Below are 21,953 nucleotides of genomic sequence, written 5' to 3' on the forward strand. Positions count from 1 at the left end.
CAAATTTGGTCATGTCGTTGAGGACGTTAACCAATGAACTGTTAGGGGGATAAGCAAATGTATCGATATTTTGTTCAAGCACAATTAGACCACTTTACCGGTTCATTGTACGGGTATGAATTTATCATCCGTGAATATGATGCGGGTAATTGGGTTGCACCACTTGATTATAGTAAAATCATTGTTGGGATTCAGGCGATTTTGTTAAAGCTAACGGCCCAGAAGTTAGCGTTGAAGGTTAACTTTGTGTCATTTAACCTGTCGCCAGAACAGATTTTAAATCCCGCAATGGCAACGACCCTATTTAACTTACAACCAGAATTGTTACCCGTTAAATTTGTTGTCGAATTGGATACGACAACGTTAACTGATGACGTTGATATGGCCCAGTTGACCGCTCAACTCAAAACGTATACCGAGCACGGCATCGAGTTGAGTTTGGATGGGGTTTCGCTTAACCAAACCAATATTGCCAATGTGGCAACGTTATTGCCGTTAGCTCAAGAAGTGAAGTTCCACATGGCTGATTTCCGGGATCTTCAAACCGATTCTGAATTAGAGACCCGCTTTCAAACTTGGCAAGCCGAGATTAAGGACTACAATTTGCGCTACGTTGCGACTGGTGTGCAAACGGCAGAAGATGAGGCATTGTTGGATGACCACGAGATTGCGTTGCGTCAAGGTGACTACTATGGTAAACCACATGAGATTCAATAACTGCACAGCAAAAAAGCACTGTAAACACGCCAAACTGGGTGTCTGCAGTGCTTTTTATGTTGTAGAAGAAAGTGTAGATTTTTAATTAATGGGCTTACACATCGGCTTCTAACCGCTTCGCACACTGTTACACAACCTGATCACTATCCGCTAGTATGCAGCGCCATATAGATCAATTCACCCAGTGTCGCAATCAAACAGGCTGGTGGGAAAAAGTAGACCAGCACCGCTAAAATCGCCGTAAACGTGGGTAACTGCCAACTGTTCATAAACCGGTACGGTGGCATGGCAGCCAATTTTTCAGCAACCGAGGTACCACGGTGTTCGGCAATCAGTACGCGGGTTAACAACCAGTAAGCAATGCTCCAAACGAAGAAAACACCGAGGTAGAAGTATTCGGGACCCCGTTCGTTTAAATATTCGCCGGCCCAAGCGGTGGCAACGGGTAGGAATGACATCGCCAGTAACCAGGCGTTATTGACCCAATAAACACGCTTGGTTAAGCGGGTCGCAATCGCGAACATGTAGTGGTGGTTGTACCAAGCAACGCCAACGAAGAGAAAACTGACAATGTAAGCAAATAAATAGGGCGTATCAGCGATAATTGCTGAAAATGCAGGTGATGTTGGGGGTCTTGAATTCCAACACCATAATGGTCATGATAATGGCGACAACGGCATCGGTAAATGCTTCAACACGGGAATGGTTCACTATAATTCTCCTCCAAAGAATGATTTAGTGTCTTTATCATACATCGAGGTGTCAGCGTTGAAAAGGGAGGAGGACCCGGCTTAATTCTCGATTTCGTGGATGACAAGTTAACGAATAATCAGGCGTATAAAACCGCCTCGTGGTTACCATGATGTGGTATTCGCGAGGGCGGTTTTGAATGGCCTCATAAACTTATTCAGTTGCTAATTGTGGTTTGGGCCGTTGATCAATCAGATAGGTAGCCAAAAAGGCCGTGATTTGTGAAAAGATGTCATCCAGATAACCCTTAGCGTGGCGGTTTCCAGGTAATACATTGAGGACAAAAGGTACTTGGACAGATGTTAGCGCGTCAGCTAATTTTAAAACACCACTCGTTGGGACGAATTCCGCTAGCGAGTTGGCTAAGAAAAGTGGTCCCGTCGTCGCACTGATTCGATGAACCGGGGTAGCAGCACTCAGTTCATCGGTGCGTTGGTTAAAGTAGTTTAAAACGAACCACTTGTAGAAAGCGTCATTGCTACCGGTTTGATTGATGGCCGCGCTAGATTGTTGATTAAAGCGGTCTAAATCACCCGGAGCGGCCTCAACGGCTTGGTGTTGCGTCAGCCAGTCATCGATATCTAAGATGCCGGATAACGAAACGGCAGGCACGCCATAGCGAATTGCCAGTTCAACCGCCATGTTACCACCAGCAGAGGAGCCGACCACACCAATTGGCATTTGGTTAAAGTCGCTGGTGGCAATCCAAGTCATTAACGTATCCATGTCGCGCAACGGTTCAGGATAGAAAACTTGAGGGGTTAGCCGGTAGTTCGGTACCAAAACTTCGTAACCGAGTTGCGCAAGTCGAGTGGCCCAATCCGCGTCCTTGTCTTTATCGCCGCGAAACCAACCGCCACCGTGGATGTCAATTAAAAGTCCGAGATAGGGTTGGGCATCATCGTGATAGGCATCCAAAAATAGATGATTGTTTGCGTCATACTCCAATTCAGTTTTGTGTAACATGTTGTCACCTCCAAAGGGTTTTGGGGTGAGTATTACCGAAAAACTAGTCAAAGTCAATTAGACCGACTCGTCATGATAACCGGATAAGCTGTTCGTTGAGTCGCGCATATTTGCGAAAAATAATGGTGGCGACCTGTCCGGCAATGACGAGCGCATCTTGCCGCTCGTCTGCACTGAAGTATCGAGTGAGATGGCTGATTAATCGAAGCTGATCAGGCGTAGCTGTTGATGACGTGGCATCGGTTTGGACCGTCAGATACAGGTGCCAGAGTGCGGCCAGATAACCTCGAATTTCGGGTACCGTTTGACTGTCCTTCAAACTGGCCTGAATCAAGGGGTATAAGGATTTGGCATCTGGGACTACCGGTTCATTGATGACTGCGTTGCGCTGATAACGGGTTCGCCGAAGGGTTAGGCCAGTCTCGTGAATTATTTGCGTCATTTGCTCGAGAATTTGGGCCTCAGTCATGTTCCGCTGAGGATCAGCGGCTAATTGTGTTTGCCTGGCCAGTGTTTGAATCGCTAAACTGCGTCATGTTGCGTTTCAAAAACGTGCGTTAGGTTGACCAGAATCGGTTGATCAGGATGGGCCAGTGCAATCGCGTTGCAATAAGTCGCTTGATTTCTAGTGATTGTGTGATCTGAAACCAACTGTATCTGAATGATGCCAGTTGTGTAAAGATCCGGCGAGAGCGGTGTCTGACGAATCTGAGCATAAACAACCGTTTTGACGACAAAGAGCACTTGGTGCTGGCTGTACGCGGTTGGAATAAATTGTGAATCAAGCAAGTCCATCATCTCCAGTCGATTCAAAATAGATATTAATGCTATTTTAACATTTTATTCAGTAAAATGGAGAAAATGTTGCATATATTTCACTATTTTTAGTTATTTTGCATAATTATTGAAAATGTTATAACGGAATTTGGCTATTTTTTGAAGGTGTTATAACTGAAATCGGTTTCAAATCTGATTGGAATCGAATTTGATAACACCGGTTAATATTGGTGGCGTAAAAAAGTCACGCTTACCGATAATGCATCAGTCGGTAATCGGTGATTGAGTTGGTGTCAATTATTGTCTGAGCTGTTGTGCGAGTGATGGATCAGTTTTGAAGATAAGTTGTGTGATTTGAATGAGGGTGCGGCTGAACTCATAGTGATCGGCGGTGGGGTAAAGTCGGTGAAGAATGTTAGCAAGTCGACAGTCAGCATCGGTCTCGAGATAACTATCCGCAGCGTGTAGTAAGCTTTGAAGATTGTCCAGATGGCTGATCACTTTTGCGATGGTTGATGGGGTATGTCCGTGAGTTAAACCGGCTTGAATGATTGGTAGGATGGGTTGAATTGCGCTAACTTGAGATTGTGCGCTATCAAAACCACGATAGGGAAGTTGAAGACCATGTTGCATCATTAATTGAGCGACTCGGTTTGCCCAACGTTGGGTCAAATCGGGGTTAATCGGTAATGGCGTGATAAGCGCAGCAAGTTGATACTGACACATAGCATTCCGTTGAAATCGCTGTAACAGGTTTTGAAGGAGGTGATCACGATCTTGAAAAAGTTGGCGTCGGTCGACAACGATTTCAATCGTGGCCTTTTCGGGCCGAATCGTAATCAATTGGCGGTGAGTTGAAACGACATGGCAGACTGTGACAGTGGTGATGACCTTGTGCGGATGCTGAATCGGTAGCGGTAATAATGTGACTTGTTGCGCTCGGTCGCCGTGCACCCAGAGCAGGGGGCGATGTTGCGAAAAAGCCGTGTTAATTTCAAACGTTGTCAGCATGGCGCACCTCCTTTGATCGCGATTTGATTCTACGGTTAGTATAGTCGGGTTTGTTAGGGCTGTCTATTTCAAAGTGAAACGATAAACAGCGGCTGAATGACGATCAGTTGCATTTGAAGGCCAAAGCGACTAAAATAAAGCACTAACAAATTGTAACCAGATTGAATCAGGAGGTGGTTTGATGACAAGCGGAATCAAAGCGATTCGAGATGAATCATACGCAACTGAAACGAAGACTGGGGTGGTCGTTGTTGATTTCCGATCGGATTTTTGTCCGGGCTGTACGACGATGGATCACATTTTAACCCAGTTGGCACAAACGGAACAATTTGGTTCACAAGTTAAGTTTACGAGTCTGACAGTCAATCGGCAGCCTCAAGTGGCACGTCTCATTGGGGTTCAAAGCACGCCAACGATGTTAATTAAGAAAGATGGTCAAATCGTTGATGCTGTTATTGGCACCCGTTCACTGGGAGAGATTAGAGCGAAACTGGCACGACACCTCGCGTAGTATGACATAACGGGTAAGGTTAGTCCTCGCCTAAACCGTTAAATAAGCGCCAAACTCCGAAACCGGAATTTGGGCGCTTACTTTTGTAAGTGATTTTTATAATTGGTAGAAAGTCATTCTGAAATCCAATTAGCGGGCCTCAGGAAACAGGTGCGGTTTACCGTAATAGTAACCTTGGCGCAACTGCAACCCTAATTGATCGAGTAAGACTTCATCAGCGGCGTTTTCGATGCCTTCGACAACAAGTTGCACGTGGTAAAAGTTGGCAACCCGTTGCCAATAGGCTAACTGACTGGGAATCTCTGCTTCACGGTGGGCTCGACGAAAGTTCTGCATGGCAAACTTAATTTCGTCGACTTCAGCCAGCAGGTGCCGAATCTCTGCTAACACATTACCGCCACTTTCAATATCATCAAGGCTAATTTGGATGCCGTGATGGTGGTATAACGCAATTTGGCGGCGCAATTGTTCTGGCGTTGCTGTACAATCCTGCGCTTCTTCCGTTACTTCAATCATCAGGTGAAGGGGTGAAATGGCCACTTGAATGGCGATCAGTTGCGCTGTCATGTCCGCATCCAAAAACTGCGTTCGGTTGACGTTGAAGGCGACCGTTGGAATTTTTAATTTAAGCTGGTCTGCGATACCGAGTAATAAGTCGGTTTGGACGTCTGCGGCGATATCAGAAAAGTTAACCGGTAGTCCCCAGTGATCACCTTGATATTCACGAATTAATAGCTCGTAGCCAAAAAGTGATTGCGTACCCTGGTTAAACTGTGGTTGAACAAAATACCGATACATGCACTAAACTCCGTTTCTAAACCGACCCGCAATGAGGTCACTGACCTTCGTGTTGAAACAAGACAAGGCCTACAATAACACACTTGCAAATAAAGGTAAATACAATTCCCGAATTATATACCAAATATATTGGTGAAACGTTAAAGTTATGGCATTGCGAACGACTGATTCAGAGTAGGGTTACAGTAGGCATGATATTGACTTATGCAAAGCTTTTTTGAACCTGTGCAACAAAATATTGTGCAATTTCTGAAAGCGTATGGTTATTTTGTCGAAGCAGAATCATTCGGTTTTGACGTGAATCAGCAAGTGGCCGGGTCACGATACCAACGTTTTCTGGATCTTCCAAGATGCCCGAACCAGAGCCGTACGCATCCGTTTGATTCACAATTGTCACCATGGTGGCTCGGTCACTGGTTGCAATCACCGGCCCAGCGCTCGGAGCGGTGACTGGATCTTCAGCCAATTCTGAGTAAGTGGCATCTTGGGTAAAGCGAACTTGAGGGAAGGGTGCTAAATCACTCATGGTGATAATCGACTTACGCGCCAGCGGATGCCCGATCCGCATAAAAATATGGGTTTCAAAAGTTCCGAGCACATCGTAAACCAGATTATTTTGGGCAAATAAGTTCAATAGATGGGCTTGGTTATCTTCGTTTAGAAAAACGATGCCAACTTCACTACGCGCCTTGGCCGTGTCTTCAATCACGCGGGTCGTGGTACTTTCAAAGGCCCGGATGTATTGGTAATTTGGGTAGTGTGCCATGACTGCACACAGCGCGGTCGCAATAAAGTCGTAGTGCTGACCGGCGACGGAAAAGTACTGTTCATTAGATTGTTTGTTGGAAAACGACCGTTGCAGGCTTTCAGCGTCTGCGACGATTTTACGCGCTTCGTTCACGAACGTTGCGCCATCAGTCGTTAGAAAGGCGCCTTGACGACTGCGTTGAAAAATCTGGGTACCAAGTTCGTGTTCTAGTTCTTTGATGCCGTGCGACAGCGTGGGTTGTGAGACGTATAGTTTTTTAGCTGCAGCGTGGAAACTACCGTTGTCGGCGACTGCGAGGACGTAACGCATTTGTTGAATATTCAAAACGCTCACCTTCTTTTTAAAATTTAAAATTATTGAAACAAAAAAAGCCCCTCGTAGCTAAAATTAGCCACGAAGGACGATTGCTCGTGTTACCACCCAAGTTCATTTAGATCACACTGACCTAAACCTCAATTCAGTACCGATTGATACCTAGTCAGTTAACGATGACAATCGTCCAAGTTGCGTGAACAACTTAGCCACTCCAAGCTCATCTTCGTCATGCTGACGCGATACCCTTTTTCACCAGCCAGGGTTCTCTAATGACGCGTCAGCACCACTACTCTTCTCTTCACAGTGTTTAAATTAAAATTCGCTTAGACTTAGCTTAACGTTTCAGTTGGGAAAGTGTCAAGAAAATTATGAAATTTTTTTAGTTTTGCCATGAAGCAAGGACGAATTGGGGGATTAGTGAAAATACTGAAAAGCGATGAGACATAACTGATGTGATGTTGTATATTTTAACGATGTTTAAAATTATTCTAACATGAGTAATTTACTATGGTTAATTGATTTCAATGACAAAAGTTTAACCTGCAAAGTATTCTAATAAAAGCCGTCGTTATAATAAATTCACATAAGTTACAATTGTAATACGAATTAGTAAATTGGACTTTATTAGCTAGTATTTAATGGAAAACGTGTTAAAATTAATGATGCATAAATAATGCAATATAGCTTATATTTAATCATTCTAAAGTAGCACAAAGTTTGCAAAAGGAAGTGGTCTGGTGTCAAAGCGAAAGGATATTACGGGGCAACGGTTTGGCCGGTTGATTGCAATTGAGCCTCATGGTCGCGATTGTCGAAACGGTGATTTACTTTGGCTGTGTCAGTGCGATTGTGGCAATCAAATTGTCGTCGATGGTGCCCGGTTGCGTTCTGGATCAACTCAGAGTTGTGGGTGTTTACGCCGTGACGTGAGTCGAGAAAAGTATCAACAAAACCAGCAGTTTATGGCACAAGTTGGGGATGCCAGCTCGTTGTTTGACCAAAATGGTATCGCTTTATCATCCGTAAAAGTTTCAACCCGAAACAAATCCGGGATAATTGGGGTCTCTTATGATAAAAACTCCGATAAATGGTTTGCACGGATGATGTACAAGGGCGCGTACGTCTTATTGAAGAGCTTTGACACCAAGGCTGAAGCAATTGCTGCCCGACAGTTAGCGCAAGAGCAGGTTCGTCAACAGCGGCAGGCTGAGGCAGACGTAACGAAGTAGTTGAGTAGGGCGGTTTTGCTGAAATTTAGTGGTGTATAAGTAGGGTGAACCGTAAGTGAACAGCGATTAAACAAAGCAGTCGGTAGGGAAATCGACCATATATATTTAGTAAGTATCGAACTCGTTTTTGGCTTCAAGCAACTTAACAGTGTTCGTTCACAATCGTTGACTCGTGGTTAAGTCATCAAGTGATTTCCAACGGATGCGGGATGGTGCGCAGAAATCAGCGCCTATATATAAGTAAAGGCCCCGGAGATTCTTAACTTTAGAATCTCCGGGGCCTTCTGTTTGCATTGCTTGATTAGATGGGGGCGACCACTGTCCGCTGTTTAAGCTGGCAGGATCAATCGCAACCCAATGCCCGCAATCACTGCGAATGCAACAGCGGTGGCGATGCCGTTTAACAAAATTGCCAAATCAAACTGTCGCTGGTAGTCGGCGGCGATTGCGGCCAATGTTGGGGAGGCCTTGATCATTTCAGCGTGGTTATCGTGAAGTTCGGTAAATTGGGCTTCCAGTGACCGATACTTTAAATCACTGAACCAGCACCACCAAGAGATCGCGAAAGCCATGATCGCAATTAACATCAGGCTCATGAGGAGCACATGACTTTGACCTTGACGCCAGAGAAATGACCAGGTTTTTAGCTGATTGGCAGGCACGATGCGAACCGTGATGAGACCGACACTAACGATGACGATTAAACAGGTGAGTTGACCAAGATTGGCGTTTTTATGACGAACGGACTGTTGTCGAAGCTCAAGCAATTGTTGCTGGACAATGGAAATATTTTTAGTCAGGGGAGTGGCGGAAATCATAACGGCAGCTCCTTTCCGTTGGTTGGTAAAGGCGTCAGCTAACAGGGTGACTAGTTTTCAGCAGTTAATTTCGTTATTAATATACGTCAATATTAGTATACGTCAATTGGTCTACGAAGCGGTGGATAAACACCTCATAAAATCGGTGTTTTCTCATAAATAAGACAGTTCGTTGTCGTTTGTTTAAATGATAACGATTACACTTCTATGAGAATTTATGAAATTTAATGAAATTAAAAAATAATTAAAATATATGATTGACAAATTAAAGATAAATGATAAACTTCATGTTGTACTCATTTAACTGATTGATTTGAAACGATAGTTGTTTGAAATCACGATGGCTAAATGGTTAACATTACCGAGATGGTAGGTGATTTGACTTCGTTTGGTTTAGAAATAACATTAAGTTCTAAATGAGAATTTGATAACACATAGTGCACCACTTCGGTTAATTTAGTTGGCAATGAGTCCTACTATAATAACCAATTTTACCTCAATTATTGTTCACGTTTTATATTCAGGGAGGACTACATATGAATACAATTGAAGCAGTTGGGAAATGGGTTGGCCGTTGGTTTACCTTATTAGTTGTGATTTGGGCGGCATTTAACTACGCTGTTCCAAAGACGAGTGCTTGGGTCGTTCCAAACACGTCGTACTTACTTGGCATTATTTTGTTTGGGATGGGGCTGACGTTAAAGGGCGCCGACTTTGCTCGGATCGTTAAACGCCCAGTTCCAGTTATCTTAGGCACCATCGCTCATTATGTGATCATGCCATTAATCGCGTTTCTACTTTGCCAAATTTTTCAATTAAAGGGTGCAACCGCAGCCGGGGTTATCTTGGTTGGGTCATGCCCAAGTGGGACGTCGTCTAGCGTTATGGCCTACCTTGCAGGTGGTGACGTTGCATTGGATGTATCGATTGAAACGTTATCAACGCTGTTGGCACCAATTGCTTTGCCAGGATTGTTGTTGTTGTACGCTGGTCAATACGTTGCCATTCCAACGCAATCGTTATTCTTAAGCACGATCAAGATCGTGCTGGTACCAATTATCTTAGGGGTTTTGATCCACACGATCTTTGGTAAGAAAATCGATCAATTAACTCGAGCACTGCCACTCATTTCACAAGCCGCAATCCTATTGATCATTGGGGCCGTTATCTCTGCTAACCACGCAGAACTTTTCTCCGCTGCAACTGCACTGGTTATCCCAGTTGTGATGTTGCACAACCTGTCAGGCTACGGCTTGGGCTACCTCTTCTCACGGTTGATCCGGTTGAAGGATCCACAACGTAAGGCCATTACCTTTGAAGTTGGGATGCAAGATTCCAGTTTGGGTGCGACGCTTGCGATGAAATACTTCTCACCAGCTGCTGCAATTCCATCAACAATCTTTAGTATCTGGCACAACATTTCTGGCTCGATCTTGTCGTCGTACTGGCGTGGTCGAACTGAAAAGAAAGCCGCGCAAACAACCGCCGAAACTGCACCAGTTTCTGGTCGGTAAACGATACATCAAAAAAGAACTTGTGACGAGTGGTCGTCCAAGTTCTTTTTTATTGGATTAGGTTTAGTTACGCTTGTGTCCAGCGTAAGCATTCTGAGTTTGTGAGGTGATTCTGGTTTTATATGGTGGAGGATGCCGCGGGAGGCTCCGGCGCTATGCGAAGCTGGAACGCAGTGGCGGGCCTACGAGCTAGGAATGGCTGAGGACCGCCATGTCGGATCTCTCCGGACCCGCGTATGACTAAGGCACTCGCACCTCGAACCCCACGAGGCACGACTGCCTAAGTCATACCGACACTGCTGAGCCTCGCGCGCCTCCGCCTCCCGCTACATGGTGCGCTGTCAGTAACTCAACTGTTAACTGCAACAATCTGGAGTTAACGAAACTGTATAACGATAACATTGGACGGTAACTCAACAACTGCAGAAACGATAGTGGTAAATATTCAGTAACCGCGATGAATCAACGGTTGTGCCATACTAAATCTACCAGGCATGCACCACGTTAGCGTGAACTTAATGCCGATACGTTGCCATTCAGACATCCGTTATGATTCTGAAGTGTTGACTGATGATCAATTTTGTTGTTTGTCGAATCAACGTTAGTCATTGCAATACTGCTGTAAACCGTACAAAGGGCTTGAGATGATCTGCAATAGTGCTAAATTGTGCAATGTGAGATGGAGGTAAGTGGCTAGGTGTATGCTGTGTCGCGATAATTGGCGGTTGTTGGTGTTCTTCCGACAACCGCCAATTATCGGGGACGAATTCAAGACTCGCACGGATTTTGGCGAGGCTTGAATTCGAGGGCTGAGACCGCCCTTGGGCTCAGGCCGGCCCCACAGCAGGAACCTAGCCGCTTACCGGAATCGACAGTTCAAGCAAATCATCGCATTTCACAAACTAACAGCAACGATGCTTAAGCTGGACACAAACGACAGTAACTATCACGCTAGTAAGTTCTAATCTTAGGTGGCTGATACGTCGTCATAAACGTCATAATCGTATCCAGCGAGTCAGCGAAACAGAGTTTTTGTCGATCAGTTGGTGTTAAAAAGCCATTCGTGACCATGTCGTCAAAGAAACGTTCTAATGAATCGTAATAATGATTGACGTTGTAAAAGGCACACGGATTAGAATTATCGCCTAAGCGGGCCCAAGAAAAAGCCTCAACGATCTCTTCCAGTGTCCCAGGACCACCAGGTAGTGCCAGACACCCATCGGCCAGCGTCAACATAGTTTGCTTACGGGTGGCCATATCGGCGACGATTTGAAGATCGGTGAGGCCAGTAAACGCTGCGCCACGGTCAACCAGTTCTTGTGGCATGACACCGTACACCTGACCACCGTCTCTGAGAACTTGGCGTGCGAGGATGCCCATCAAGCCAATCCCGCCACCGCCGTAGACGAGATCGAGGTGGTGCGTGGCTAAGTAGTGACCAAGTTCCGTAGCGGCCTGTTCGTAAACGGGGTTTGTGCCCGTGGCGGCACCGCAGTAAACGGCAATTTTTTGCATATGAAGGCTCCTTTGAGGTTTTAATCAAGATAGGATTAATGTACCATATAGTTGTTAAATTAGATAGCCGCGAATTGTCAATAGTATTTGACAGTTCATGTCAAATGATTTTGACACTGTTTGACAAATACTTTTGACATTTCGAAAGGAGGAGCCGGTATGCAAAATTCAATTCAAACGCGCCGAAAAGCATTGCACTTATCACAGGCTGAATTGAGTCAGTTAGCTGCCGTTTCACGACAAACCATCAACGCAATTGAAAATGCCAAGTACGATCCGTCATTAGCGCTAGCGTTTCGTCTGGCTGCCATCTTGTATACGACCGTTGATGAGCTGTTTGATGCGCCTGATCAGGTCACTTTTGAGCAAAAATGAAGCGCTTGTTGGCCGATGGTAAACCAACTTATTGCGAAAAAGGTTGTATTTCCAAAATAATTAGTAGAAAATAATCTATAAATAATAACAATTACACATAACAGTTAATTTCAGCAAGAATGAAGGGTAAATTATGGCATTTAACCTATGGATGTCACACCTTCTCATTTCAGTGTTTTTTGTGGCGGGCTTTATTACCTACTATGAGTGGCACGTCAAATGGGCAATTCAAACACCCCGACCGACAACGGTGGGGGAATGGCTGAGACGATTTTCAGTCATCGGTGTGACGGTGCTACTCTGCTTATGGCTTCAGTATATTACTGGTGCCAAGGCGGTTAGCGTATTACTATTTTTAAATTTACAACTTTTTGTCATTGCTTACCCACTATTAAATGATCGACTCACCGACTTCGAGTTTTGGCTTCAGGGCGCAATTGGCGGTTCGTTTTGGTTTATTAACCATACGTTTGACCTCGAATTATTCATTGGGGTTGCCTTGGTTCTCATCATCATGGGCACGGTACTGCGCTTATTTCGAAATCAGATTCGTTATAGTTGGGCCTTTCATATGATCTACGTAGTGGTGTTATCGGTTGCCTACTGGACGAGCTACGTTGGCATCGATAACTGGCAACGGTTTGGCTATATCGCGATGTTTATGGCGATGAGTGTCTATTCATGTGCTTATAGTAATGCCACTCACAAACGCGCCTTAGAGCGGGCAAAACTCACGCACGAAGTTAATTTTGATGCGTTAACTGGTGCCAAGAGTTACACCAACTTTTTAAGTGAATCGGTCGCCATTTTTAACCAAATTCGAGATGACCAGCAGCCGTTGACCTTTGCTGAATTAGATATTGATAATTTTAAGGGAATCAACGATCGCTATAGTCACTTGGCAGGTAATGGGGCCTTGGTTGCGGTGACAAACCTCTTAAAAACGACGTTGTCACACTACGTCCAGCCCTGGCAGCTTTATCGAACTGGTGGTGAAGAGTTCGTTATCCTGTTTCCAAATGGTGACGCTCAAGAAACGGTACCGGTTGTCCGAGCGTGTTGGCAAGCACTACGACAAATGGATTACCACTACCACGATCAATTCATCAAAATAACGGCATCGTTTGGAGTAACAACGGTCCGTCAAGCAGACGTTGTTTTGGCTGATAGCTATGGTCGAGCGGATGATAGTTTGTATATTTCGAAGCAACATGGCCGAGACTGTGTCACGGTTGATGGTGAGACGTTAGATGTCAATCCATTGTCAACGGTCGTTGTGACCCACACGTATTTCACCCAACCCGTTATTCAAATTGCGGATGAGCAACCGATTTGTCAGGAGTTATTAATGCGGACGTTTGATCACGGTCGGTGGGTAGTGCCAGAGTCGTTTGACCTTGGTGTTACGACTCAGGTGTCCATGATGCGGCAGTTGTTAGCGCAACTGAGCGTCAAGGTCATTGCCATCAATGTGACGCGAGCTCAATTTGTTGATCCGCACCACATTAAGCAGTTACAGCGATTTGTAGCGGCAACGCCAGAACTTCGACGATTGACACTGGAGTTAAGCGAAACACCAACTATGGCTGAGCTTAAGCAGATTTACCCGCAGTACCAAAATGCCGGGATTTTAGTGATGTTAGACAGTGACTCGATTCTACAACAGCGGAAATTGCTTGCTGAGGGCCTTGCGTACATTGATGGGATCAAAGTTGATGTGCAAGCATTAAGCGTTGCTGATCAACAATCGATTCAACAATGGCAACAACACCTTGAGGACCACCATAAGCGTTTGATCTTGAAGAATATTGAAACGTTAGCTGATTATGAACTAGCGCAGATGTTGAATGTTCGATATGGTCAAGGTTACTTCTTTGGTCGGCCGGTGATGCCACGGATGATTTAAGCAACATGTTCACCGAATAATTGAAACAGTACCGAAATATCTCGAATTAAGGGGTGTTTCGGTACTTTTTTGGATGAGATGATTCCGCTCAAATTACCTAAGTTTGGCATATTCGTAAATTATTAGTTATTTTTAACGTTGGAATGGGTATAATTAGGCTGGAATATTTTTGAGTGAAGAGAGGCGAAGGTTGATACAAGTGGCTAATTTGAAAATTTTCAGAAATCGCAAGTAGTTGCTTGTAATTTAGAATCAATCCAGTTATAATTGATTCCTGGTTAGAAAAATTCTAAAGTAAGGCGGCGGTTTAAATGAAAAAGAAGATTACGTTAGCCCAACGAATCAATATCATGCGAGCAGCGGTGATGGGTGCGAATGACGGAATTCTATCCGTTGCTGGGATCGTTATTGGGGTTGCGGGTGCAACAACCAGTAACTTTGCGATTTTGATTTCAGGGTTGTCAGGAATGTTGGCCGGTACGGTTTCAATGGCGATGGGCGAGTATGTGTCCGTCAATACGCAAAAGGATTCGCAGCGGCGAGCAATCATGGCCGAACAAGAGCGATTGGATGACGATTATGATGGCGAGTTCAACTTCATTCGTCAAAAATACATTAATTCAGGGATCAGTCCGGATCTTGCCCATCAAGCAACCACCGAAATGATGGCGCAAGATCCGTTAGTCGCTACGGTTCGAGAACGTTATGGGTTTGATGCAGGGGAGTATACGAGCCCATACGCAGCCGCAATTTCATCCATGATTTCATTTCCAATTGGGTCGGTGTTGCCCTTGTTGGCGATTACATTATTACCAACGTCAACGCGTATTTTAGGCACGTTTATTGCGGTTATCATTGCGTTAACGATTACCGGCTACAGTGCCGCCGCATTGGGAAATGCGAGTCGAAGCCGCGGGGTACTGCGAAACGTGGTCTCTGGCTTATTAACCATGATCGTTACGTTTGCGATTGGGACCTTGATTGGTCAGTAGGGGGAATACGAAAATGATGAAGCAATTAGCTGGGGCCAAACCCAAGAAAACCCAAACGATGGAAGAACGGTTAAACACGTTACGAGCTGGCGTTTTGGGATCCAATGACGGCATCTTAACCGTTGTTGGGGTGTTGTTTAGTGTGGCGGTGGCAACGCCGAACCGGTTTACCATCTTCATTGCCGGATTATCAGATTTATTAGCCTGTGCGTTTTCGATGGCATCCGGCGAATATGCGTCAGTCTCGACGCAAAAAGATACTGAAAAGGCAGTTGTGCGGACCGAAAAGAAGCGGTTAGCGACGAACTATGATGATGCGATGGCGGCGGTTGTTAATCACTATACGGACCGTGGTGTTTCAACTGAAACGGCGACTAAGATGGCTGCCGAATTAATGGCAAAACGGCCATTGGAAACGGTCGTGAGCGTGAAATATGACCTACAACTTGGCCATTACATGAGCCCGTGGAACGCGGCTTTCTCGTCGCTGTTCTCAGCGGCTGCTGGTGGCATTTTCCCGTTAGCTGCCATGACATTGTCGCCAGTTAGCATTGAATGGCCAGTCACAATTTTAGCCGTTTGTGCTTCAGTTGCGTTGACTGGGTTTCTCAGTGCTAAGCTGGGTGACGGCTTAGTTAAAACGGCCATTATTCGGAACGTGATCGTTGGTATCCTGACGATGATCATTCACTATTCCGTGGGGATCTTGTTGTAATTATAAAAAATGAAACGACCTGCCAATTCACGATGAACTGAATTGGCAGGTCGTTTTTTGTTGTTCAAATCAAGTTAAAAAATTTCTGAGCTATCGTGAATAATCGTTATCGGGGTCGTCGATTGCGTTGCCATTTGTTCGCCCCAAATCGAGAGGGTGACAAGCGTTTCTCGAAGGCTTCGACCAGCGGCGGTTAATCCGTACACTACTTTCGGCGGCACGGTACCACAGGTTGTTCGACTAACGATGCCGTCCGCTTCAAGTTGCCGAAGTTGTTTAGTTAAGACCTTTGGTGAAATCCCAACTAGGTGTCGTTGTAATTCCAGCGGTCGTTGCGACTGTAAGCCTAATTGACAAATAATGGCGGATTTCCATTTGCCACCGATGATGGCGAGGGTGTAATTGATGCCCAGTTGGTAGATTTTATCGTCGTATGCCATGAGTGCGTTCCTTTCGTATCCGTTAAATTGAGTCAGAAAATTTTAGCAGTGTTCAAACGACTTGACACGCTAAAACTTACCATCCGGTAACTATTGTACACCGAATTAATTACTTTTAATTAGTGATTGAGCGTGTATACTGGGATTTGTAATCGGTTTCAATTTAGCTGAAGGAGACTTCGAAATGACAGACTATCAATTTTAAAGCCATATACCTTTAAAAACGGCATGACGGTGAAAAACCGGGTGGTAATTCCGCCGATGACGGAACGTTCCGGATTGGAAGACGGGAGCGTCTCACGAGATGAATTGTATTACGCAAGTTTGCGGGCTGGCGGCGTTGGTATGTTTATTACACCAGCAGCTAATGTGACGGCGACCGGGAAGGGCTTCGAAGGCGAATTAGCGGTGAATGATGATCGTTATCTTCCGCGGTTGGCCAAACTAGCGGCTACGATGAAGCAGAACGGCACCAAGGCAATTTTGCAGTTGATTCATGCCGGACGGATGACGAACTCACAGATCCTTCGTGGGACGCAACCTGTCAGTGCCAGCGCAATTGCGGCGCCTCGTGATGGAATGGAAACCCCGCGGGCATTGAGTGAAACGGAAATTAAAGAAATTGTGGTTGCCTTTGCGATGGCAACGCGACGGGCGATCCTCGCGGGATTTGATGGCGTTGAGATTCACGGTGCAAATACCTATCTGATTCAACAGTTCTTTTCACCCAACTCCAATCAACGGACGGATCAATGGGGCGGTTCGGTTACAAATCGGATGCGGTTTGGGTTAGAAATTGTCAACGCGGCTAAAATGGTGATTGATCAGTACGCACAAACGCCATTTTTGCTGGGTTACCGAATTTCGCCGGAGGAAGTTGAAAATCCAGGGATCCGCATCGCAGACACGTTACAATTTGTCGATCGATTAGCGGATAGTGGCATCGACTACTTACACGTCTCAATGGGTAATGCTTGGCGAAAATCCCTGAATGATCCGCAAGAAACCCGGCCAACGATCCTTCGAATCAAGGATCAGGTCCATGATCGGGTGCCATTGATTTCAGTTGGTGGGTTGCAATCGCCTGCGGACGTTGAGAAAGTGATGGCCGCGGGCATCACGTTTGCGGCATTGGGACGCGAGTATCTTAGAGAACCAAAGTGGGTTCAAAAGGTTGAAGCCGGTCTTGAAGACACAATTCGTTACCGGGTCAACCGGACTGAACTGGAGGATTTAGGCTTAAACCCTGCTTTATTAGACTTCTTAGACGTCATTGGTACTGATCTGGGCTATGCGGGTGAAACCGATGCAACGGCCAGTGACCGGGTTGATGCGATATTTAAAGATTAATTGGATGATAAAAAAAGGAGACCACCTGTCGTTGAATAACATGTGGTCTCCCTTTTAATTAACCTTGTGATACCGCGATATTGTAGTCTACAATGAGTGAATCAAGTTATACCAAACTTCACCAGCATGATCCGATTCAGCAACGCCTGCGTTGACGTAACCGTTTCGTTCATAAAACGGTATCAGGCGTTCCAGACAGGTCAACGTGATGGCCTGACGATGTTGCGCTTTAGCAACCTTAGCGAGTTCTTTGAGTAGCTGGCTTGCGATGCCTTTACCCTGAGCATCGTCATGGACGGCCAAACTTAACACAGTCTGGTAGGCTGCTGTCGGATTATTGGGCGTTGTGTGGTCGAAGAGGTCGTCGTTGATGTAACGAGCATTGTCGGCTGGGCCAACGATATAGCCGAGCACTTGGCCTTGGTCATCCTTTGCAGTAATGAATGTATCGCTAATGACTTGGATTCGTTCTGCCATACTAGTCTCGCTGGCAGCTTCTTCTGGCGTAAAACCCTGATTTTCGATGGTCATAATTTCAGTTAAATCTGCGAGTTGGGCAGGTTGATAGTGAATGGACACGGTGTTAACCTCCTGATGAATGTGATGCGTTTCATTTTAGTCGAAGCTTAGCGAGAAGTAAATATGCAGTGTGCGGCCTGCTGATATCAGGACAGAGGTCACGATAAACTAATGCGATTTCACGCGTTAACGGCGGCTATCTAGGTGCGCTTCTCATGTTGAGTGGCATTTAGTTGAAACCGATGACGGTGTGGTTGCGACAACGGGCAATGGTATCGGTCAAGTTACACCGATGAGTTAACCATCTGAGTCAACGTCATCAAAAAACTACAATAATCGTTCAATTCAAACGATTATCGTAGTTTTGTTGCTGGTCGTGTTAGATCAACACAACCACTTTACCAATGCCGGTTGATTGTGCCAAGTATTCATGGGCTTCACGAGTGTGTGCGAGGTCGAACGTCTTGTCGGGCGTGACGTCAATCTGATGATTTTCAATGTAGGAGACGAGATGCTGAATCTGGTCGGCCGTCACGTTACCCGAGTAAAAGCCGGTTAGATAACGATTGTTCGGAATGTCGACAATGGGGTCGAATTCCGGTAACGTCCATTGCCCACCGAGTTGACCGGTTGAATTTAAAATGCCGAATTCAGCGAGATGAGTAAATGAATCCGCAATGGTGGCCGGACCAACTAAGTCGATGATTTTATCAAACTGACCAGCTGAACCGGGTAACGTCAATGGATCATCAGTGATGAGCACTTTATCTAAATTAAGTTTTTGCAGGAGGCGTTGTTTACGCGGATTACGGGTCGTTCCCGTGATGATCGTGTTAAATGGTAACGATTGAATCAGTTTAATCACCGCCACGCCAACTCCGCTGGTAGCTGCCCGGATCAGGATCCGATCATTAGCCTGAGTTGGAGACTATTGAAGATACCAAACGCGGTATAGTACGTTTCCGGTACTGCAGCCAGCTGAGCTGGTGTAAGCGTAGTGGTCACCGGATAAATCTGGTGATTTGGCACTAGTACGTATTCAGCATAACTGCCATCAAAGTCGCGTCCCATTTCCCCCATTAACGAAACGACGCGTTGACCGGGATGGAGCTTGGTATCGGTGCTGACATCGATAATCCCCGTGACTTCGATGCCTAAGATTCTTGGAAATTTCACCGAGGGCGAATCACCTTGACGGGTGAAGATTTCTGAATGATTAATGCCAAATCCCGCGACTTTGATCCGTGACCAACCAGGTTTCACAACTGGTTTTGGAACAGTCGTATACTCAAGGACTTCTGGGCCACCGGATGGCGTACAACGATTGCGTGCATGGTGAGGACCTCCAAAGTAAATTAGACCTATCTTACCATTAACTTGGTAAAGTTCAACAGGATTGAATTGTGAAAACAATTGAAAATAGCCGGAAAAGGGTGGCTTAACCCACTAAAATACGGCCATTACCGCTGACTAGCAATGTCCGTATTGTGACCAAATATTGTACTGATAACTGTGTAACTAAGGCATTTGCTTAGTCGATGACTTTGTAACCCTGACTGGTTGGCAGTTGAAGTTAAAAGCTAGCTCAATGATATTCAATGTTGCAACATCGAATGGGCTTAAACCACTGCGCAAAGCAACAGCCCACCCATAATACCAAAGACGATGGTTAAATTGACCATATTAAACTGCGTCGCATCGTGCACCTTCTTTTGGAAATCATTGGCCAAGGCAGTTAACGGCAATGACGTATTAATCACCGCTTGGTAGTCGTCAATGAGCTGCTGAAACGTCTGATTAACAGCATTGAACTTGAGGTCTTGCATCCAAGCGAGCCAAGAAGTCAAAAAGGCGATTAAAATGATGACGGTCCCGCTAAAGATGACCGGATCACTCATGATATCGTGGGTCACAGTGACTGATTTAATCAGGGCAGTGGGGGTTTGAATGATTAAAACCGCCACTACCGTGATAACGATCAGTAACATGCAGATCAATTGAATCAAGTTTAATCTGCGGTGCCGATTTGCCTGTTGTTCTAATGATAAGAGTTGTTCCTGAACGTTAATTTGGTTAGTTGTAATGTAGCCTTCGCGAATAAGCATGGCATGGCGTCCCTTCACTAAAGTAATACAGTGTTATGAGCTAACACCAGTTGGTAAGTTCGTTGTGCTATGTGTACGTGACGACTCGAGCGTCGAACAACGTGGGTCTTTTGTATGTTTCCTAATACTAGTATACGTCATTCAAGTGCGGATGACGCTGTAATTTAGCTTATTCGGGCTGTTTTAACGAATCTTGGGTAATCAAGACACTGCCAATGATCATGAGCAACAGTGCAACTATGAAAGGAATGGTGATTGATTCACGCAAGAATAGAATTGAGATCAGCACCGCAACGAACGGCGAAACGGCGTAATACGCACTTGTTTTAGCTGCGCCGAGGTAACGTTGCGCAAGAATATAGAAGTAGATGCTGATGCCAAAGGCGAAGAAGCCCAGTAATAACAAGTCAACCACTGTCCAAAAGGGTGGCCACTTTTCGCCTAGCGTGAGTGCAACCAGTAAGCTACCGATCCCGACGCCCCAACCTTTAACGATGACGACCTGTAGCGGATCCTTATTGGAAAGCACGCGCGTAAGATTATTTTCAAATCCCCAGCAAACTGTTGCCAACAACGCTAAAATTGACCCCCAAGAGAGACTAAACTGATTAAAATCGTTGAAACTTAATAGTAAACTTGCAGCTGTCACAATGACAATCGCCCAGCTTAAACGGTGGCTGACCCGTTCGTGAAATAGGGTCTGTGCTAGAAGCGTCGTTGCTACGATTTCAAAGTTACCCAGCAATGAGATGTTACCGGCAGAAGTGAGTTGAATCCCCATGTTCATCAGGACACCAGCTAAAACGTTGGCGATAATCATCACAATGAGCGCTGGGAGGTCGTGACGGCCGAGCGAGGTTTCTTGTTGATGTCCCTTAGTGCGGTGAATAAGTGGCAGTAGGGCTGTCATGCCTAATCCCGTGCCAAAGTACAGTAAAGCGGACAATATTGCCGGGGCTGCTGAAACCACTAGTAGTTTCGCTAATGGAGGATAAAGGGCGTATAGGACGGCTGATAATAACGCAAAACCGATTGCGCGTCTGGTTGTTCGAGTTGACATATGATGATCCAGATCCTCTCGTGATCAATAGTTACTTTTAGTGTAGTGCGACCAGCGTAAGAGTTTGTTGTTGATTAATTGATCATATTAGTTGGAAGTTAAGCTGAGTTGGGCGGAATCGTGAAATGTGATTAAAATTGTTATCTATTGATGTACTTTGAGTGATGGTTTTCTCATTATTCACTAACGGGGAACCTAAAAAAGGTAATACCCGTCATAGCTTGCTGCACTATAGTGGGTATTACCTATTTGAAAGTGATTAATAAAACGTGAACCGTTAGGCGATTACAGCTCGCCAGTGATAAACTGCGCTTGCCCGTTCGCAAAGCTCCAATCGGCATCGCCATTTTCAACCATATCGATCATTAAGTCGTGTGGATCGAAATCAAAGGTTGCTTGGAGTTTGGCTAAAAAGGTCTTATAGAAGGTGAGCTTTTCGGCTTCCGGCCGGGGACGCGTTCGAATGTTTAACATGATTCGGTGTGGGGAGCGGTTGAAGCCCAAACCAGTATCGGCCATGACCAGATAGTCAGGATCGAAGAAACTAACGGTCTGATAACGGTCACCTTCAGGCGCGTGGAAAACTTCGAGGGTCGTGTCGTAGGCTAAATCAAGAATTGTCTTCACTTGCGGTTTCGTCCAGCTGCCCTGAACGAGGTTAAATTGAAGTAGTGGCATGTTGGGGCCTTCTTTCTATGTTAATTACCTAATAATAGCGTGTGCTGTTGGATTTAGCAATCGATTTTGCTTATTTTAGCATTATCGGTTAATTACCCAAGCTAAATTGTTGACTTAGAGTGG

At 45.4% G+C, this 21,953-nt stretch carries 26 protein-coding genes; 9 read left to right on the top strand and 17 right to left on the bottom strand.

The features are described from left to right. The first annotated feature begins 57 nt into the window (after nucleotides 1-57). Nucleotides 58-717 carry an EAL domain-containing protein gene (locus JCM2765_RS05615; protein WP_054734779.1) on the top strand — a complete coding sequence of 220 codons (660 nt, stop codon included), beginning with the start codon at nucleotides 58-60 and terminating at the stop codon, nucleotides 715-717. 143 nt (nucleotides 718-860) lie between these two features. Here JCM2765_RS05615 and JCM2765_RS05620 read toward each other — a convergent pair whose 3' ends face one another. The 6 genes from JCM2765_RS05620 to JCM2765_RS05640 all read right to left on the bottom strand — a co-directional run bounded on the left by JCM2765_RS05620 (nucleotide 861) and on the right by JCM2765_RS05640 (nucleotide 4,221). Continuing rightward, on the bottom strand, nucleotides 861-1,322 hold the full coding sequence (locus tag JCM2765_RS05620; RefSeq protein WP_369404038.1) for a TMEM175 family protein: 462 nt from the start codon (nucleotides 1,320-1,322) through the stop codon (nucleotides 861-863). Continuing rightward, nucleotides 1,312-1,428: a TMEM175 family protein gene (locus JCM2765_RS18710; protein WP_263849326.1), complete on the bottom strand. Its 117-nt coding sequence runs from the start codon at nucleotides 1,426-1,428 to the stop codon at nucleotides 1,312-1,314. The genes JCM2765_RS05620 and JCM2765_RS18710 overlap by 11 nt, the downstream gene beginning before the upstream one ends. Before the next feature lie 192 nt (nucleotides 1,429-1,620). Further along, nucleotides 1,621-2,433, bottom strand: a complete 813-nt coding sequence (locus tag JCM2765_RS05625) for an alpha/beta hydrolase fold domain-containing protein (RefSeq protein WP_054734782.1) — start codon at nucleotides 2,431-2,433, stop codon at nucleotides 1,621-1,623. 70 nt (nucleotides 2,434-2,503) lie between these two features. Next, nucleotides 2,504-2,875: a hypothetical protein gene (locus tag JCM2765_RS05630; protein ID WP_156301689.1), complete on the bottom strand. Its 372-nt coding sequence runs from the start codon at nucleotides 2,873-2,875 to the stop codon at nucleotides 2,504-2,506. A gap of 80 nt (nucleotides 2,876-2,955) precedes the next feature. Next, complete coding sequence (locus JCM2765_RS05635; protein WP_054734788.1) at nucleotides 2,956-3,222, bottom strand: hypothetical protein; 267 nt, start codon at nucleotides 3,220-3,222, stop codon at nucleotides 2,956-2,958. Nucleotides 3,223-3,507: 285 nt separating this feature from the next. Further along, nucleotides 3,508-4,221 carry a hypothetical protein gene (locus tag JCM2765_RS05640; RefSeq protein ID WP_054734791.1) on the bottom strand — a complete coding sequence of 238 codons (714 nt, stop codon included), beginning with the start codon at nucleotides 4,219-4,221 and terminating at the stop codon, nucleotides 3,508-3,510. Nucleotides 4,222-4,402: 181 nt separating this feature from the next. On the opposite strand from JCM2765_RS05640, the gene JCM2765_RS05645 reads away from it, so the two are divergent. Beyond that, nucleotides 4,403-4,732: a thioredoxin family protein gene (locus tag JCM2765_RS05645; RefSeq protein WP_054734794.1), complete on the top strand. Its 330-nt coding sequence runs from the start codon at nucleotides 4,403-4,405 to the stop codon at nucleotides 4,730-4,732. Nucleotides 4,733-4,861: 129 nt separating this feature from the next. On the opposite strand, the gene JCM2765_RS05650 is transcribed toward JCM2765_RS05645, so the two are convergent. Next, on the bottom strand, nucleotides 4,862-5,530 hold the full coding sequence (locus JCM2765_RS05650) for an EAL domain-containing protein (protein WP_054734796.1): 669 nt from the start codon (nucleotides 5,528-5,530) through the stop codon (nucleotides 4,862-4,864). A 202-nt stretch (nucleotides 5,531-5,732) separates the two neighbouring features. Beyond that, entirely contained in the window at nucleotides 5,733-6,632 is a 900-nt protein-coding gene (locus JCM2765_RS05655) for a LysR family transcriptional regulator (protein WP_225351994.1), read from the bottom strand. A gap of 719 nt (nucleotides 6,633-7,351) precedes the next feature. Between JCM2765_RS05655 and JCM2765_RS05660 the strand changes: the two genes are divergently transcribed. Beyond that, complete coding sequence (locus JCM2765_RS05660; RefSeq protein ID WP_054734806.1) at nucleotides 7,352-7,843, top strand: AP2 domain-containing protein; 492 nt, start codon at nucleotides 7,352-7,354, stop codon at nucleotides 7,841-7,843. Nucleotides 7,844-8,172: 329 nt separating this feature from the next. On the opposite strand, the gene JCM2765_RS05665 is transcribed toward JCM2765_RS05660, so the two are convergent. Then, entirely contained in the window at nucleotides 8,173-8,661 is a 489-nt protein-coding gene (locus JCM2765_RS05665) for a hypothetical protein (RefSeq protein WP_054734811.1), read from the bottom strand. A 536-nt stretch (nucleotides 8,662-9,197) separates the two neighbouring features. Between JCM2765_RS05665 and JCM2765_RS05670 the strand changes: the two genes are divergently transcribed. Beyond that, nucleotides 9,198-10,175, top strand: a complete 978-nt coding sequence (locus JCM2765_RS05670; RefSeq protein ID WP_054734812.1) for a bile acid:sodium symporter family protein — start codon at nucleotides 9,198-9,200, stop codon at nucleotides 10,173-10,175. 951 nt (nucleotides 10,176-11,126) lie between these two features. On the opposite strand, the gene JCM2765_RS05675 is transcribed toward JCM2765_RS05670, so the two are convergent. Further along, nucleotides 11,127-11,690, bottom strand: a complete 564-nt coding sequence (locus JCM2765_RS05675; RefSeq protein WP_054734813.1) for an LOG family protein — start codon at nucleotides 11,688-11,690, stop codon at nucleotides 11,127-11,129. A gap of 159 nt (nucleotides 11,691-11,849) precedes the next feature. Here JCM2765_RS05675 and JCM2765_RS05680 point away from each other — a divergent pair, with 159 nt between their 5' ends. The 4 genes from JCM2765_RS05680 to JCM2765_RS05695 all read left to right on the top strand — a co-directional run bounded on the left by JCM2765_RS05680 (nucleotide 11,850) and on the right by JCM2765_RS05695 (nucleotide 15,678). After that, complete coding sequence (locus tag JCM2765_RS05680; RefSeq protein WP_054734814.1) at nucleotides 11,850-12,065, top strand: helix-turn-helix transcriptional regulator; 216 nt, start codon at nucleotides 11,850-11,852, stop codon at nucleotides 12,063-12,065. Between the two features lie 133 nt (nucleotides 12,066-12,198). Then, nucleotides 12,199-13,971 carry a sensor domain-containing diguanylate cyclase gene (locus tag JCM2765_RS05685; protein ID WP_054734815.1) on the top strand — a complete coding sequence of 591 codons (1,773 nt, stop codon included), beginning with the start codon at nucleotides 12,199-12,201 and terminating at the stop codon, nucleotides 13,969-13,971. Nucleotides 13,972-14,282: 311 nt separating this feature from the next. Beyond that, nucleotides 14,283-14,963, top strand: coding sequence for a VIT1/CCC1 transporter family protein (locus tag JCM2765_RS05690; protein ID WP_054734816.1), 681 nt, complete (start codon nucleotides 14,283-14,285; stop codon nucleotides 14,961-14,963). A 16-nt stretch (nucleotides 14,964-14,979) separates the two neighbouring features. Continuing rightward, complete coding sequence (locus JCM2765_RS05695; RefSeq protein WP_156301690.1) at nucleotides 14,980-15,678, top strand: VIT1/CCC1 transporter family protein; 699 nt, start codon at nucleotides 14,980-14,982, stop codon at nucleotides 15,676-15,678. 74 nt (nucleotides 15,679-15,752) lie between these two features. Here JCM2765_RS05695 and JCM2765_RS05700 read toward each other — a convergent pair whose 3' ends face one another. Continuing rightward, nucleotides 15,753-16,118: a winged helix-turn-helix transcriptional regulator gene (locus JCM2765_RS05700; RefSeq protein ID WP_054734818.1), complete on the bottom strand. Its 366-nt coding sequence runs from the start codon at nucleotides 16,116-16,118 to the stop codon at nucleotides 15,753-15,755. A gap of 228 nt (nucleotides 16,119-16,346) precedes the next feature. Here JCM2765_RS05700 and JCM2765_RS05705 point away from each other — a divergent pair, with 228 nt between their 5' ends. Continuing rightward, a complete protein-coding gene (locus tag JCM2765_RS05705; protein WP_054734819.1) occupies nucleotides 16,347-17,468 on the top strand; it encodes an NADH-dependent flavin oxidoreductase in 1,122 nt (373 codons plus the stop codon). Nucleotides 17,469-17,555: 87 nt separating this feature from the next. On the opposite strand, the gene JCM2765_RS05710 is transcribed toward JCM2765_RS05705, so the two are convergent. The 6 genes from JCM2765_RS05710 to JCM2765_RS05730 form a co-directional block, all read right to left on the bottom strand. Then, nucleotides 17,556-18,047 carry a GNAT family N-acetyltransferase gene (locus tag JCM2765_RS05710; RefSeq protein ID WP_054734820.1) on the bottom strand — a complete coding sequence of 164 codons (492 nt, stop codon included), beginning with the start codon at nucleotides 18,045-18,047 and terminating at the stop codon, nucleotides 17,556-17,558. A gap of 319 nt (nucleotides 18,048-18,366) precedes the next feature. Further along, nucleotides 18,367-18,852: a zinc-binding dehydrogenase gene (locus tag JCM2765_RS18985; RefSeq protein ID WP_369404037.1), complete on the bottom strand. Its 486-nt coding sequence runs from the start codon at nucleotides 18,850-18,852 to the stop codon at nucleotides 18,367-18,369. 32 nt (nucleotides 18,853-18,884) lie between these two features. Next, nucleotides 18,885-19,250 (bottom strand): alcohol dehydrogenase catalytic domain-containing protein, encoded by a 366-nt coding sequence (locus JCM2765_RS18990; RefSeq protein ID WP_369404039.1) that lies wholly within the window; start codon nucleotides 19,248-19,250, stop codon nucleotides 18,885-18,887. Between the two features lie 356 nt (nucleotides 19,251-19,606). After that, on the bottom strand, nucleotides 19,607-20,092 hold the full coding sequence (locus tag JCM2765_RS05720) for a hypothetical protein (RefSeq protein WP_054734821.1): 486 nt from the start codon (nucleotides 20,090-20,092) through the stop codon (nucleotides 19,607-19,609). Nucleotides 20,093-20,261: 169 nt separating this feature from the next. Then, nucleotides 20,262-21,152 carry a DMT family transporter gene (locus tag JCM2765_RS05725; protein ID WP_082405007.1) on the bottom strand — a complete coding sequence of 297 codons (891 nt, stop codon included), beginning with the start codon at nucleotides 21,150-21,152 and terminating at the stop codon, nucleotides 20,262-20,264. Between the two features lie 285 nt (nucleotides 21,153-21,437). After that, nucleotides 21,438-21,830 (bottom strand): tautomerase family protein, encoded by a 393-nt coding sequence (locus tag JCM2765_RS05730; RefSeq protein WP_054734822.1) that lies wholly within the window; start codon nucleotides 21,828-21,830, stop codon nucleotides 21,438-21,440. Nucleotides 21,831-21,953 lie beyond the last annotated feature (123 nt).

This window comes from Secundilactobacillus similis DSM 23365 = JCM 2765, assembly GCF_001311075.1.
Lineage (GTDB): Bacteria > Bacillota > Bacilli > Lactobacillales > Lactobacillaceae > Secundilactobacillus > Secundilactobacillus similis.

Coding starts and splice junctions, on each gene's coding strand:
- JCM2765_RS05615 (WP_054734779.1), top strand. CDS start 58: ATGTATCGATATTTTGTTCAAGCACAATTAGACCACTTTACCGGTTCA.
- JCM2765_RS05625 (WP_054734782.1), bottom strand. CDS start 2,433: ATGTTACACAAAACTGAATTGGAGTATGACGCAAACAATCATCTATTT.
- JCM2765_RS05630 (WP_156301689.1), bottom strand. CDS start 2,875: ATGACGCAAATAATTCACGAGACTGGCCTAACCCTTCGGCGAACCCGT.
- JCM2765_RS05640 (WP_054734791.1), bottom strand. CDS start 4,221: ATGCTGACAACGTTTGAAATTAACACGGCTTTTTCGCAACATCGCCCC.
- JCM2765_RS05645 (WP_054734794.1), top strand. CDS start 4,403: ATGACAAGCGGAATCAAAGCGATTCGAGATGAATCATACGCAACTGAA.
- JCM2765_RS05650 (WP_054734796.1), bottom strand. CDS start 5,530: ATGTATCGGTATTTTGTTCAACCACAGTTTAACCAGGGTACGCAATCA.
- JCM2765_RS05665 (WP_054734811.1), bottom strand. CDS start 8,661: ATGATTTCCGCCACTCCCCTGACTAAAAATATTTCCATTGTCCAGCAA.
- JCM2765_RS05670 (WP_054734812.1), top strand. CDS start 9,198: ATGAATACAATTGAAGCAGTTGGGAAATGGGTTGGCCGTTGGTTTACC.
- JCM2765_RS05675 (WP_054734813.1), bottom strand. CDS start 11,690: ATGCAAAAAATTGCCGTTTACTGCGGTGCCGCCACGGGCACAAACCCC.
- JCM2765_RS05680 (WP_054734814.1), top strand. CDS start 11,850: ATGCAAAATTCAATTCAAACGCGCCGAAAAGCATTGCACTTATCACAG.
- JCM2765_RS05685 (WP_054734815.1), top strand. CDS start 12,199: ATGGCATTTAACCTATGGATGTCACACCTTCTCATTTCAGTGTTTTTT.
- JCM2765_RS05690 (WP_054734816.1), top strand. CDS start 14,283: ATGAAAAAGAAGATTACGTTAGCCCAACGAATCAATATCATGCGAGCA.
- JCM2765_RS05695 (WP_156301690.1), top strand. CDS start 14,980: ATGAAGCAATTAGCTGGGGCCAAACCCAAGAAAACCCAAACGATGGAA.
- JCM2765_RS05700 (WP_054734818.1), bottom strand. CDS start 16,118: ATGGCATACGACGATAAAATCTACCAACTGGGCATCAATTACACCCTC.
- JCM2765_RS05705 (WP_054734819.1), top strand. CDS start 16,347: ATGACGGTGAAAAACCGGGTGGTAATTCCGCCGATGACGGAACGTTCC.
- JCM2765_RS05720 (WP_054734821.1), bottom strand. CDS start 20,092: ATGCTTATTCGCGAAGGCTACATTACAACTAACCAAATTAACGTTCAG.
- JCM2765_RS05725 (WP_082405007.1), bottom strand. CDS start 21,152: ATGTCAACTCGAACAACCAGACGCGCAATCGGTTTTGCGTTATTATCA.
- JCM2765_RS05730 (WP_054734822.1), bottom strand. CDS start 21,830: ATGCCACTACTTCAATTTAACCTCGTTCAGGGCAGCTGGACGAAACCG.